The following is a 14,620-nucleotide window of genomic DNA, read 5'->3' on the forward strand; positions in this document are numbered from 1 at the left end:
ACGCAATGCAGTTGAAATGTTCGAGAATGTGATTGAGGTTCTAATAAAAACTCGGAGCTATAAGCAAGTTATAGCATTTCTAACTTTAGAAATTTATTTTGCTGGTCAGTTGTGAGTCGAAAGCGCCCTTTAACACCTAGTTGAGTCAAAAACGGACGTAATCGTGAGGCGGGAATTTGTAGGCGTAATCCGTTGTCAGCCATTACGACAACAGCACTTGCCACACCAGAATAGTGCGCGAGGAATGATTGATAAGAAACATTGAGATTGAAATAGTAGTAATTCATTTAAAAGTAAAATGGCCAGTAAAACCTAAGTATTACTGGCCATTTTCCATTATGCGTCTAGCGCTGTCGTTACTTTTTCATAAAGATCTTTGGCGAGATTATCCATCGACTTCAATGCTTCAAGTTCCTTTTTGATTAACGCTTGGCGTTCAACATCGTATTTACGGAATTTTAACAATGGATCGATAAGACGTGAGGCAACTTGTGGATTGCTGCTGTTCATCTCACGCAGGATTTCACCCGCAAAACGGTAGCCTTCGCCAGATTTCGCATGGAAACGTACTGGGTTATTGGCTAAAAATGCACCGATTAAGCTACGAGTACGGTTAGGGTTTTTCAAGCTGAACGCTTCGTGTTTCATGGTTTGTTGGATCACTTCCAGCGCATTTTCGGCTGGGTTTGTACCCTGCAACATAAACCACTTGTCCATAACCAAACCATCGTGTTTCCACTTATCACTGTAATCCGCCATCAACGCTTCGCGACATGGTAATTGAGCTTGGTTTGCCGCGCTCATTGCCGCCATCGTGTCTGTCATATTGTTGGCAGATTGATATTGCGCTTCAACCAGGTGATTACCTTGCGCTGTGTGTGCTAGGTAAGAAAGACAAGTATTACGCAGCGAACGTTTGCCGATCGCATCGTGATCAATACTGTATTGCTGTTGTTCTAAACTGCGATACACAGCAAGCAACTCATCTTCTAGACTTGTCGCCAGTGTCTCTTTGATGGATTTCAGTACCAAAGCGATCGCATCAACATCAACGCATTGATACCAGCCTGACACTTCATTATGTGAAGGTAGTGACAACATTTCAGCAATGAACGCAGGTTCCAACTCAGCGCTGAGCAAAACCCCTCTGAAGGCATCAATCACAGACTCTGATAATGTGACAGCGTCACCATTTTGTACTGCCGAAATATTGCTACGAATGTACTTCGCGAGCAACATTTGCCCCGCGTCCCAGCGCGCGAATTCGTTGCGAGCATGTACCATCAAGAAAATCAGTTCTTGGTCTTGGTAATCGTATTCCAAAATAACTGGTGCAGAAAACTCACGCAGTAATGATGGCACAGGTTGCTCAGATACGTTTTCAAATACGAACGTTTGTTTCGCCTCTTTCACATCCAGTACATGATGAACAGGTTTGCCATCGATAATTAATTCAATTACTTCCCCTTTACTGTCGTAAAGTTCGATGTCGAATGGAATATGTAACGGTTGTTTTTCGCTTTGATTGTTTGTTGGTTCAGTCACTTGCTCAATCGTTAACGCGTAAGTTTTTGCGTCAGCGTCGTATTCACTGCTGACAGTAACTTTCGGTGTGCCTGATTGGCTGTACCACAAACGGAACTGAGTTAAATCTACGCCGGAAGCATCTTCCATCGCCGACACAAAATCTTCACAGGTCGCGGCAGTACCATCATGACGCTCAAAATACAGCTTCATGCCTTTTTGGAAACCGTCTTCGCCGAGTAAAGTGTGCATCATACGAATCACTTCACTGCCTTTTTCATACACGGTCAAGGTGTAGAAGTTGTTCATCTCGATCACTTTATCAGGGCGAATCGGATGTGACATTGGGCTTGCATCTTCAGCAAATTGCGGGCCGCGAATAATACGCACATTGTTAATACGATTAACCGCGCGAGAGCCAAGATCAGACGAAAACTCTTGATCGCGAAATACCGTCAAACCTTCTTTCAAACTTAACTGGAACCAGTCGCGACAAGTCACGCGGTTACCTGTCCAGTTATGGAAATATTCGTGACCGATAACCGCCTCGATACCAAGATAGTCGGTATCCGTTGCGGTGTTTTCGTTCGCAAGAACATATTTGGAGTTAAAGACGTTCAGCCCCTTATTCTCCATAGCGCCCATGTTGAAGAAATCGACAGCAACAATCATGTAAATGTCTAAATCGTATTCAAGGCCAAAACGAGTTTCATCCCACTTCATGGAATTAACTAGCGATGTCATCGCATGGGTTGCGCGATCTAAATTGCCTTTATCAACAAAGATTTCAAGCGCCACATCACGGCCAGATTTAGTCACATAATGGTCGCGAAGCACATCAAAATCGCCGGCCACAAGTGCGAATAAATACGCAGGCTTCGGATGCGGATCTTGCCATTTAACAAAATGACGGCCAGATTCTACTTCGCCTTGGTCAATGCGGTTACCATTGCTAAGCAAATATGGGTAGCTCGCTTTATCTGCGATAACCGTTGTGGTGTATTTGGCTAATACATCAGGACGGTCTGGATAATAGGTGATTCGGCGGAAACCTTCGGCTTCACATTGAGTACAAAATGCACCACCGGATTTATATAAACCTTCCAAAGCGGTATTCGCTTCAGGATTAATTTGTGTTACCACAGTCAATTCAAATTGTTGTGGTAAGCCATGGATCTCTATGCCGCCCTCGACCAGTTGGTAGTCAGACCAAGCTTCGCCGTTAATGCTCAGAGCTTTAAGCTCTAATTCTTCACCGTCTAGATACAGAGATGTACTGTCTTTAAGCTGCTTAACTTGCGACACCGCGGCAACCACGGTTTCAGTATCAAACAGATCAAATGTCAAATCGATATCGGTGATGGAATGAGAGGGAGACTGATAATCTTTACGATATTTGGCTTGAGGAGATTGAGCCATGTCTAAATCCTTGTGACTATTTAGGTTTGAACAGTAAGCTTACCTCTCCCAAAACAAAAAAACGAGGCATAATCGCTTTATACCTCGTAAATTTACTAGCGATGATGAAATCACCAGCTACATTGTCTAAATAATACTCAGTGACTAGTTATTACTTAATGCGGTTTAGTACGGCGTAAACATCACCTTCTTCCAATTCCAGCGTCAAGGTATCACGGTTAAGTGTATACCGAGTGTCATGTTCACCATCCTCATACAAAAGCACTAAGTGATCGCCTTCTGTGTAATACACACCTTGATGAATAGCTTCAGTGCCATTGGTATTACTCACGCGGAACATGAACACGAAATCGGGCTGTAATATGAGGTCGACACTATTAAGCTTGCTCGATTCAACATCTTGTCCTGATAAATGTGCACTTGCCCAGATACCAGCGAGCGAATTTGGAAGCGCCTTAGTAAAAGTAATACCATTTAAATTCAGCATGTTATGATTACTTTCATATTGGTAAGCCTGAGGGTCAGAACTGTTCACACCAAGAATCAAAGTTTCATCGTTAGCGGTATATAACCCTTCCCAATGGTCCACGCTGTAGTCAAGTTTCTGTATATCAATCGAAAAGTTGTAGTTGGAATCAAGGCTGAGCTTCACGGCTCGAAAATTCTCAGTCGGATTCTCCATATTAGGATTAATTAAATACCAATCGCCTAATAAAAAAGGCTGATCAAATTGAGTGAGGTCACTATTGTCTTTTAGTTTTGTTCCCAGAGCAGGCAAGCTTAAACAAGCGATGATGATCAATGTCCATCTCATAAAGCAATCCCCCGTGCTTTTCTTTAAGCGTAGGTGCCTTGGTCACAAAAAGCGAAAATATTTGACTTAAATCACATTATTAGAAACATAAAAAAAGCGAGCGGTATCCGCTCGCTTTAATACTTTATTACCAAATTCATCCGTTTAGCATATCGACCATGACAGAAACGGATTCATCTAAATACGCATCTGGCTCTTGATAATCTTTAGGCACGTCGTCCAAAGATTTATAAGTCGGTTTACCTTGCTGTTTTTGACGTTGGTTTATGCGAGATAATTTGCTTTCATCGGCTTCTTTACTTTGCTGCTCACGAACTTTTTCGTTTAGTGACAAAGTATTGTCGTCTTTCTCTGCTTTGTATTTCGCAATATCTTGATCAATAAAGTGGAATTCCAAATCTTTCGCGACACGCGCTTTATGCTCTGTTTGCAATTTAGCAATCAACGCCTTGTTACGGTGTAACTCTTGATACTTAGCTTTATCGATGCTGTCCCAAGGTAGCGCATTATCCTCAACACTTTCCCCTGTTTCGCTTGGCAAAATTGGAGTGGGATATGCGATGTCTGGTGCTACACCGCGATTTTGCGTACTTCCGCCATTGATACGGTAGAATTTCTGAATCGTGTATTGAACGTAGCCCAACTCATTATCAAACAGATCGTAAATATGATTCAGTGAACGATGCTGTTGCACGGTTCCTTTACCATAAGAGTTTTCGCCAAGGATAATCGCACGACCATAATCTTGCATAGCCGCGGCAAAAATTTCAGAAGCCGAGGCGCTGTAACGGTTGATCAGTACCGTCATTGGACCATCGTAACTGCTCTTACCGTCAGTATCGCTATTGACGTTAACACGTCCATAGCTGTCACGAACTTGAACAACAGGACCGCTGGTAATAAACAGACCTGATAATGCTGTCGCTTCGGTTAGCGCGCCACCACCGTTATTTCGTAAATCAACGATGATACCTTGAACACCTTTCTGTTTAAGTTCGGTGATAAGCTTATCGGTATCTTTCGCCAATCCCACGTAGAAACTTGGCACTTCTAAAACGCCGATTTTCTTACCATCTTTTTCAATCAGCTCAGATTTAACCGCTCGGTCTTCCAAACGAATTTTGTCACGAACCAAAGTGATGATTTGCGCTTTCGCATCTTTGCCTTCAGGGAGAATCTGCAAATTAACCTTAGTACCTTTCGGCCCTTTGATTAATTGCACGACATCATCCAAACGCCAACCGATAACATCCACCACATCTTCGCCGTCCTGACCCACACCAATGATGCGATCGCCTTCCGCCAACTGCTTACTGTTAGATGCAGGACCACCAGCGACCAAAGAACGAATCACCGTGTAATCATCGGTCATTTGCAGTACGGCACCGATCCCTTCAAGAGACAGATTCATTTCAGTTTGGAACTGATCTGCGCTGCGAGGAGAAAGATAGCTGGTATGAGGGTCTATCGAACGAGCAAATGCGTTGATGTAAAGTTGGAACACATCTTCGCTATGAGTTTGGCTTAAACGCTTGAGCGCATTATTGTAACGCTTGACCAAGGTTTCTTTGATTTCAGGCCACTCTTTACCCGTCAGTTTGAGATTTAACTCGTCGTATTTGACGCGCTTACGCCACAGCTCATTCAGCTCCGCTTCATTTTTCGGCCATGCTTCTTCACTGCGATCAAGTTCAATCGACTCATCGCTGTCAAACGTCATTTCATTATCAAGCAAAGACAAGGCGTATTTAAAACGCTCATAACGACGTTTGACTGACAAATTGTAAACATCAAACGCAATCTGGTTGTCGCCCGCTTTCAGTTGGTCATCAAGTTGTACTGACCAATCTTTAAACGAGTCGATATCCGCTTGAGTAAAGACATTTTTATTGTAATCAAGCATCTCAACATATCGCTTAAAGATATGCTTAGAAAAATCGTCATTGAGATCGAAGTGCTTGTAATGAGAACGCGTTAAGCGAGAAGTAACACGCTTACTGGCGGTGGTGTGCTGAGCTTCTGGGGCGAGAACCGGTAAGTCACTAAGACTGATATTTGGTTCTACGGCATTTGCTGAGGCAGCTGCTAGCCAAAGGCTAGCAGCGATTAGGGTAATTTTTGAACGGCATTTCATGCGTAGGAGTATCTCCTTTAAGCGCGCAGGTGCTCCGCTTTCACAACCATTTGTAGGCCGTTAGAAAGTTGAACTCGCACATCTTCCTTATTAATTTCAACGATTGTTGCAGCCATATTTCCTTTACCCATGTTGACGTTTACCTGATTACCGACAGTGATTTCGTCTGCATTCAGAGCTCGCGTTTCAACAGGAGCTTCAGATTTTTGGGTTTTAGCTTGTGGGCGACGAGGTTGAGAAGGCTTTTTCTTAGCTGGTTTTGCTTTAGCTTTAGCTTCTTCGCGAACTTTTTGCGCTTGCTCTTTACGACGAGCTTGAACGCGAGCTTTGCTTTCTGCAAGAGCTGTTTGAGCATGTTCAACGTGTTCTGCTTCTAGCTCACCGCACTCATTACCATCGAGATCAACACGAATGGCTCCTGGCTTTACGCCATGAAGATAACGCCATGATGAAGTGTATTGTCTTAACGCCGCACGAAGCTGAGTTTTACTTACCTTAGGATCGTCAGTTAGACGCTCCGCAAGATCTTGAAATATACCAATTTTTAAAGGTTTTGCCTCACCTTCAAGAGTAAAGCATTTAGGGAAACATTCAGCAATATATGCAATGACTTCTTTGCTGTTTTTTAACTTTTCAGTGTTTTCCATGAGGATTCCTGGTTATAACGGGGTTTTCCGCGCGCATTAAGATAAATATTTCAGGTATTATAGAGACCTGTAAGGGAAAAACCACTCCATAAACTCAATTTATCCTTCGATAGCGTGCGAATTAAGCAGCTTTTCGACTTCTTTCATCAAAAACGTTAAACCTTCCTCATCAACCTCACTGAAACGGCCAACTTCTGGACTATCGATATCAAGCACGCCTGCCACTTCTCCATTAATTTCAAATGGAATGACAATCTCAGAGTTACTGGCAGCATCACAAGCAATGTGGCCTTCAAACTGATGAACATCATAAATACGCTGTACTTGGTTTTCTGCAACCGCAGTACCACAAACGCCACGTCCAACTGGAATACGCACACACGCTGGATTACCTTGAAACGGACCTAACACTAATTCGCCCTGTTTCATTAGATAAAAACCTACCCAATTAAGGCGGTCAAGTTCCATATTAATTAAGGCGCTGATATTCGAAAGGTTGGCAATAAGATCGGTTTCTGACTCGATTAGCGCGACAGCTTGTTTAGTCAAGCGTTGATAATGTTCTATTTTCATAACTACATCCATCTGAAAATTAGAGACTTCTATTACTATTGTGCGTACAATTTTTAATCACAATTTAAATAGCATTCATTCTCATTAATAAAATGACACATAATATCAACACTATTAGCCGTTCTTGGTTGATAACTCAAGTAAAAAAGCATAAGTCAAAGTTATTCTTAGCAAATATCGTAGCGATTGCTGCAACATTGCTCAGCGTACCCATACCTTTACTAATGCCTTTAATGGTTGATGAAGTGTTACTTAACCAACCAGGCACGGGAATCCAAATCATGGACGCCCTACTTCCGTTATCCTGGCAAACCCCTGTCGGCTACATTTTTCTCACCCTATTTGCAGTGATCGTCATGCGTGCCGGCAGCCAACTGCTTAATATCGTTCAGAGCCGTCAATTCACCCTAGTATCGAAAACCATTACCTACCAAATGCGTAGCAAGATGATCGATAAACTCGGCCGCATCAGTATTCGTCAATACGAAACCCGCGGCAGCGGCGGAATCAATGCCCATATCATCACAGACATCGAAACCATCGATCAGTTCATTGGCACAACGCTAAGTAAATTTCTCATCGGTGCCCTGACCATCATAGGCACCGCTGTGGTGCTATTGTGGCTCGACTGGCGCTTAGGGTTATTCATTCTATTAGTAAATCCGATAGTTATTTATTTTTCTCGCAAACTTGGGAGTAAAGTCAAACACTTAAAGCAAAGAGAGAACCAATCATTCGAGCGGTTTCAAAATCGCTTAGTGGAAACCTTGGACGGTATCTATCAATTACGTGCTGCAAACAAGGAACGCGAGTTTCTCGCCGAGCTGAAAAAGAACGCCAATCAAATCCGTGTCGATGCCGATAAGTTTGCTTGGCAATCGGAAGCAGCTGGTCGATTGTCCTTCTTATTATTCTTGGTCGGTTTTGAACTGTTTCGCGGCGTTGCGATGCTGATGGTGCTCTTTAGTGACTTAACCATCGGCCAGATCTTCGCCGTATTTGGTTATTTGTGGTTTATGTTGTCCCCGGTACAAGAACTGCTGGGGATTCAATTTTCATGGTATAGCGCCAAAGCCGCTCTGCAGCGCATTAACACCTTACTTGAGATTGAAGAAGAGCCGCGCCCGGTGAGTAAGGTCAATCCCTTTAATCTCGATAAAGAAGTGGATGTCCAAATTGAACATGTCAGCTTTGGTTATCATCAAGGTCATACCGTGTTAAACGATCTTTGCTTAACGATACCGGCGGGAAAAAAGGTTGCGCTAGTTGGGGCAAGCGGCGGCGGTAAATCAACTTTGATACAACTGCTGATTGGTGTCTATCAGCCAGATTCAGGCACGATCAAGTTCAACGGTGAGCCAGCTGACGATATCACTTTTGATATTATTCGTAATCACATCGCGGTGGTACTACAACAGCCTATACTTTTCAATGATACTCTCAGGCACAACCTCACCCTTGGTTCGAATTACGATGATTTACTACTGTGGAGAGCACTCGAAATAGCGCAAATGCAGGATGTTATTTCTCAGTTGAGCGAAGGGCTTGATACACAGATTGGCCGTAGCGGCATTCGCTTATCTGGCGGACAAAGACAGCGTCTTGCTATTGCCAGAATGATATTAACCGATCCGAAATTCGTCATCTTAGATGAGGCAACATCGGCACTGGATACCTCAACCGAGGCAGCGCTGCATCAAGCCTTAGCTGAATTTTTACGAGATCGTACAACGTTAATCGTCGCGCATCGACTCTCGGCAGTAAAACAGGCGGACATCATTTATGTACTTGAAGACGGGAAAGTCGGTCAAACAGGTACTCACGGTGAATTGGTCAATACACAAGGTCTTTATCAAACTCTTTATGGCGCAGTACAACAACACGGCTAAAGTGACAAGGTCACACAACATCATTCCTAAGGCATGCTATGTGTCGTGAAGTGACGAGCCACCAGAGCGACACATCATCGATTCGTCTCTGCCAAGGCTGCGAATTACCTGTGGACGTAGTATCGCTTCCGCGGGGTCGCAGTGCCTACTGCCCACGTTGCGGTACGCAGTTATACCGTGGTGGCGCCCCATCGTTACAAGGTAACTTATCCATCGCAATTACCTGTGTACTGCTGTTTATTCCCTCGCACTTTTTTAACTTCATCAGTATTCGTTTAGTCGGCGTGAATATTCCCGCGACATTGCCATCTGGCGTATTTTCTCTGGCCCACGAAGGTTTCTATTTCTTGGCTTTTTTGGTGCTATTTTGCAGCTCCATTGCGCCGTTTTTAGTGTGTTTATCCGTCGTTGGTGCACATCTTGCCCTGCACTTTCGCCATTTTCAGATGTTTAAGTGGAGCCTGATTTTGGTACAAAAACTCAAACACTGGGCAATGATTGATGTGTTTCTAGCCAGTGTGGCAGTGTCTTGTTTCAAACTTCAAGACTACTCGGATATTTTTATCGGACCGGCGCTTTACGGTTTAGTCCTCCTGCAGCTGTGTACTGTATTGCTCATTACTCGCGTCAGTGTGCGACGTTACTGGGAAGAGTGGGATGAAGAAGCCAATTACTTATTCCACAACAAAAAGATTCACTGCGAGAATTGCCATCTGTCACAACCGGAGAACAGCCATTGTTTACGTTGCGGAGAGCCGCTTCACTATCGCAAACCTCAGTCGCTGCAGAAAACCACCGCGCTGCTTCTCGCAGCAACAATCGCTGTTTTCCCAGCCAATTTAATTTCGATTTCAGTGCTGTTAACTAACGGTCAGAGACTGGAAGATACTATCTTTTCTGGCGTTGCGACCTTGGTCAACACCGGTATGACAGGCATCGCGATCATTATATTTGTCGCCAGTATCGTGGTTCCGATCGCCAAAATTGTCGGACTCGCCTACCTACTATTAGCGATTCGCTTCAAGCGCGAAATATTTCACCGTCAACGTATGGTCATCTACTTCGTCGTCAAGTGGATCGGTAAATGGTCTATGCTGGATTTGTTTGTCATTTCCATCATGATGACCTTGGTCGATCGCGGACAAATCCTCGATTTTACACCTGGATACGGCGCTGTCGCATTCGGACTTGTCGTGGTGTTTACCATGCTTGCCGCTGAAAGCCTCGACCCTAGATTTATTTGGGATAACTACCCCAATGCCTCGCAAGAACAACAAGAGCTGAGTAATGAATAAACCATCCTCTAACCAAACGTCTTATTCACCTGAAATCAAACGTAACCGAGGCATTTCTCCGCTTTGGTTACTGCCGATCGTCACTATGCTGCTTGCCGGCTGGTTGGTGGTGAAAGCGATTCATGATGCGGGGCAAAGCATCCAAATTCATTTTGCCGAAGCACAAGGATTGATAGCAGGCAGAACCCCTATTCGCTATCAAGGCTTAGAAGTGGGTATGGTGAGAGATATCAACTTATCAGACGATTTAGAGAGCATTTACGTCGATGCGGATGTTTATCCGGAAGCAACGCAGCTGCTGTCTAAAGGTACGCGCTTTTGGCTGGTCAAACCGACCGCTAGCTTATCGGGTATTTCAGGATTAGATGCGCTGGTCACAGGTAATTACATTGCGATTCAACCGAGCAATATTGAGGAAGAGCCAGAAACCGTCTTCACCGCCCTTGAACGTGCACCATCGGATATCGTGCCCAAACAAGGACTGAACATCAGTCTACGCTCAGCAGACCTTGGCGGCATTACGGTTGGCTCACACATCATCTATAAAAAAATCCCGATTGGTGAAGTGTATAACTACCAATTAGATAAAGACGCCAAATCGGTGCTCATCCAAGCATCGATTCAAAAAGAATACAGTCGACTGATTACCGATGAGAGCCGGTTTTGGAATGTCAGTGGCGTCGGCGCCAACATTGGTTTTCAAGGCATTGATGTCAAAGTGGATAGCCTGAGTTCATTGATTGGCGGCGCCATTGCGGTCGATTCTCCGGATGGCGGTGAGCCCGTTAAAGACAACGCCCAATTTAAACTCTACCCTGACCTTAAAACTGCCGGTCGTGGTATTCCAGTCAAAATTGCGCTTCCCGATGACAACGGCATCAGTCGCTCTGGCGCCCCAATTATGTACCGCGGCATTGAAATCGGCCAGGTCACCGACTTACAACTGGGCAAAGATAAGAAGAACATCGTGGCATCAGCGGCCATTCAGCCCGCCTTTAGCGACATGCTCAATAGTGGAACCCGCTTTATTCTTGAAGAAGCCAAGGTCTCTCTATCCGGTGTTGAACATATCGGTAACCTAGTGACCGGCAATTTCCTGACCCTAGTACCGGGTAAAGGCGATCGTTCTCGCTACTTTACCGCATATCGAAAAAGTGAAATTGACCGTCAACTGGCACGTTCAATTGCGATTCAACTCGATGCAGATAACTCCTTTGGTCTGGATGCGGGTGCCAATGTACTTTATCGCGGATTTGCGGTTGGTAACGTTAGTAAAGTCAGCCTCAACAATGACAAGGTGCGCTTTGATTTGCTAATCGATAATAAATACGCCAATTTGATTCGTACCCAAAGTCGCTTTTTTGTCACCGGTAGCGCCAGCGCCGAGCTCACTGAGTCTGGGCTTAATGTCACTGTACCGCCTGCGAAACAACTGTTAACCGGGTCAATTAGCTTTACCAGCGAAGGTGAATCGAGTACTAAACATGAATACACCTTGTTCGCTAACCAATCACTGGCCGAATTGGCTAAATACAACTTATCTGGTTCCTACAAAATTTCTCTGTTTGCCAATGAGTTACCGTCGATATCGAAAGGCAGCCCTTTGCTATACCGTAACTTGCAAGTGGGCAAAATAGACGATTTTAAATTGGTCAGCGGCGGCGTTGTTATCTCGGCAACCATTGAGAATCAATACAAATACTTGATCACATCGCAAACGGTATTTTGGAATCGCTCAGGAGTGGATATTGAAGCGTCCCTCACCGAAGGTGTCAGTGTTAAAGCGGCACCACTCAAAACCTTAATTCAAGGTGGTATTGCGTTTGACTCCATGCCGGGCGTCGAAAACAAACAAAATGCCCAGTGGAAGCTCTACCCAGATCTGAAATCAGCACGTAAGTTTGGCCAACTGATCACCCTCATTGCCAAAGGTGAAACTTCGGTGACCGCAGGTACGCCAATCAAATATAACGGCGTCAATATTGGTGAAGTATCCGATGTCAGCCCGGATTTCGAGCATAACCGTGTGGTTCTTAAAGCCCATGTATTACCCGCTTATTCGGCTAAAATCGCGCGCTCGGGTTCCTATTTTTGGCAGCAGAAACCGCAAGTTTCACTGACTGGCGGCGTTAAAAACATCGAAGGCCTTTTTGCGCAGGCCATTCACGTTAAACCAGGTACCGGCACCGCGCGCTATGACTTTACGCTATCGCAGTCGCCATTTAGCCAACAAGGCGTGATGTTTAGCCTGCAAAGCGAGCGTCGCGGTTCTGTCTCTGAAGGTACGCCAGTTTATTACCGCGATATTGAAGTTGGTCATGTCACTAAGGTGAAATTGGGCGATTTTGCCGATCGTGTGCTAACCACTATCTCTATAGAACCTCGATACGCCTACTTAGTGCGCCGTAATACCGTATTTTGGAATACTTCGGGGGTAGATATTTCATTTGGACTTTCTGGCGCGGACATCAAAGCAGGTACCATAGACAGCATTGTACGCGGCGGCATTACCTTTGCCACGCCTGAGCAAAAAACGCTGTCGCCACAAGCACAAGCTGGACAATCCTTCTTCCTCTACCCAGAGCCGGAAGAAACGTGGACCAAGTGGCGCACGGCCATTCCAAAACCTTAATCCCATTCCGACACTTTAGTACATAGATAAAACGCAGCGAAGACGCTGCGTTTTTTGTGTTTTTCAGTATAATTGCTGACAAATTTTATATCGGTACAGACACTTGCATACCAACGTTTACCTTCCAGAAGAATTCCTCGCCGAAATGGCGCGCATCCTGCCATCGAATCTTTCGATGGACGACTTTATCTCCGCTTGTCAGACGCCGCTGCGTAAAAGTATTCGCGTTAATACGCTGAAAATCTCGGTTGGTGATTTTCAAGCTTTGGCGAAACGCAAAGACTGGGAGCTTACGGCGATTCCTTGGTGTGACACAGGTTTTTGGATTGACGCGGATGAATCACAAGTGCCACTCGGTAATACCGCTGAGCACATGACTGGGCTGTTTTACATTCAAGAAGCCTCTTCGATGCTGCCCGTTACCGCGCTATTTCCCGACAGCAAATGCGAATTTGAGTCGGTTCTGGATATGGCCGCAGCCCCCGGTTCTAAAACCACCCAAATCGCAGCGCTAATGGAAAACCAAGGCGTATTGGTGGCTAATGAGTACTCTTCAAGCCGAGTCAAAGTCCTGCACGCCAATATTGAACGCTGCGGCGTTCGTAACGCCGCACTGAGCAATTTTGATGCGCGAGTATTTGGTGGCTGGCTACCTGAGCAGTTTGATGCGGTATTACTCGACGCGCCTTGCTCTGGCGAAGGGACGGTACGCAAAGATGCCGATGCGATGAAAAACTGGAGCAAGGCTTCCACGCTTGAAATCGCTGAAACCCAGAAAGATCTGATAGAGAGTGCATTTCACGCCCTTAAACCTGGCGGCAGCTTGGTTTATTCCACCTGTACCCTCAGCGTTGAAGAGAACCAAGAGGTATGCTTACACCTAAAACAAACCTTTGGCGATTTGGTTGAGTTTGAGTCTTTACAACACCTATTCCCAAATGCTGAAAAAGCGACAACTGAAGAAGGCTTTCTACACGTCTTCCCTCAAATCTTTGACAGTGAAGGCTTTTTTGTTGCCAAGCTACGCAAGCTCGGCTCGGCGCCTGCCCCTAAAGTGAAAAAGCGCCTTGGCAAATTCCCCTTTGTAAAAGCATCAACCAAACAAACTCAAGAGATCGAACAAGCGCTCAATGCGCAGCTGGGTATCGACCTACCGCTACAGAGCCAAATTTGGCTACGTGATGACGATGTATGGCTGTTTCCACAGGCGTTAGAGCCCATGCTCGGCGAATTGCGTTTTTCGCGTATGGGGATCAAAATCGCCCAAACTCATAAAAAGGGTTATCGCTGGCAACATCAGGTCGCAACCAGTTTGGCGACAGGCAAAGAAACCTGCTGCGTAGAACTTTCTATTGAACAAGCGCGGGAATGGTTTATGGGACGCGATATCCGCCCAGAATCGCTGTCTGGCCTCGGCGAAGTGTTGGTCAGCCTAGATAACCACGTGATTGGACTTGGGAAATGGGTCGGCAACCGAATTAAAAATGGTCTGCCTCGTGAACTGGTTAGAGATAAAAACTTATTCTAGCTGGCAAACTATAGGATGAAATTCTGTCTGTGCCTCGCTAAATGGTACTGTTCCACTACACTTTAGGTAAGTAACACATTAGCGCAGGCTCTTTAAGAGCCCTTCCCCTAGGCCCGAAACAGGATCAGTTTTGGGCCTCTTTTTGAGAGCTTTGTTTGTATCAGG

The 14,620-nt window shown here is 45.1% G+C and carries 10 protein-coding genes; 4 read left to right on the top strand and 6 right to left on the bottom strand.

Going from position 1 to position 14,620, the window contains the following annotated elements; translation table 11 throughout:
- Positions 1-68: 68 nt before the first annotated feature.
- From BLS03_RS05945 to BLS03_RS05970, 6 genes are all read right to left on the bottom strand, one after another.
- On the bottom strand, positions 69-287 hold the full coding sequence (locus BLS03_RS05945; protein ID WP_093270799.1) for a DUF2835 domain-containing protein: 219 nt from the start codon (positions 285-287) through the stop codon (positions 69-71).
- Between the two features lie 49 nt (positions 288-336).
- Positions 337-2,943, bottom strand: a complete 2,607-nt coding sequence (pepN, locus tag BLS03_RS05950; RefSeq protein WP_093270802.1) for an aminopeptidase N — start codon at positions 2,941-2,943, stop codon at positions 337-339.
- 151 nt (positions 2,944-3,094) lie between these two features.
- On the bottom strand, positions 3,095-3,757 hold the full coding sequence (locus BLS03_RS05955; protein WP_093270805.1) for a hypothetical protein: 663 nt from the start codon (positions 3,755-3,757) through the stop codon (positions 3,095-3,097).
- Between the two features lie 136 nt (positions 3,758-3,893).
- The gene (prc, locus tag BLS03_RS05960) at positions 3,894-5,891 is read right to left on the bottom strand and encodes a carboxy terminal-processing peptidase (protein WP_093270808.1); all 1,998 of its coding nucleotides are present in this window, start codon (positions 5,889-5,891) and stop codon (positions 3,894-3,896) included.
- 17 nt (positions 5,892-5,908) lie between these two features.
- The gene (gene proQ, locus BLS03_RS05965; protein ID WP_093270811.1) at positions 5,909-6,538 is read right to left on the bottom strand and encodes an RNA chaperone ProQ; all 630 of its coding nucleotides are present in this window, start codon (positions 6,536-6,538) and stop codon (positions 5,909-5,911) included.
- 99 nt (positions 6,539-6,637) lie between these two features.
- Complete coding sequence (locus BLS03_RS05970) at positions 6,638-7,111, bottom strand: GAF domain-containing protein (protein WP_093270813.1); 474 nt, start codon at positions 7,109-7,111, stop codon at positions 6,638-6,640.
- Between the two features lie 92 nt (positions 7,112-7,203).
- Here BLS03_RS05970 and BLS03_RS05975 point away from each other — a divergent pair, with 92 nt between their 5' ends.
- From BLS03_RS05975 to rsmF, 4 genes are all read left to right on the top strand, one after another.
- Positions 7,204-9,000: an ABC transporter ATP-binding protein gene (locus tag BLS03_RS05975; RefSeq protein WP_093270816.1), complete on the top strand. Its 1,797-nt coding sequence runs from the start codon at positions 7,204-7,206 to the stop codon at positions 8,998-9,000.
- Positions 9,001-9,038: 38 nt separating this feature from the next.
- Complete coding sequence (locus BLS03_RS05980; protein ID WP_093270818.1) at positions 9,039-10,295, top strand: paraquat-inducible protein A; 1,257 nt, start codon at positions 9,039-9,041, stop codon at positions 10,293-10,295.
- Positions 10,288-12,927: an MlaD family protein gene (locus tag BLS03_RS05985; protein WP_093270821.1), complete on the top strand. Its 2,640-nt coding sequence runs from the start codon at positions 10,288-10,290 to the stop codon at positions 12,925-12,927. The genes BLS03_RS05980 and BLS03_RS05985 overlap by 8 nt, the downstream gene beginning before the upstream one ends.
- A 103-nt stretch (positions 12,928-13,030) precedes the next feature.
- The gene (gene rsmF, locus BLS03_RS05990; protein ID WP_093270824.1) at positions 13,031-14,455 is read left to right on the top strand and encodes a 16S rRNA (cytosine(1407)-C(5))-methyltransferase RsmF; all 1,425 of its coding nucleotides are present in this window, start codon (positions 13,031-13,033) and stop codon (positions 14,453-14,455) included.
- Positions 14,456-14,620: the final 165 nt, after the last annotated feature.

This window comes from Vibrio xiamenensis (genome assembly GCF_900100015.1).
Taxonomy (GTDB): Bacteria; Pseudomonadota; Gammaproteobacteria; order Enterobacterales; family Vibrionaceae; genus Vibrio; species Vibrio xiamenensis.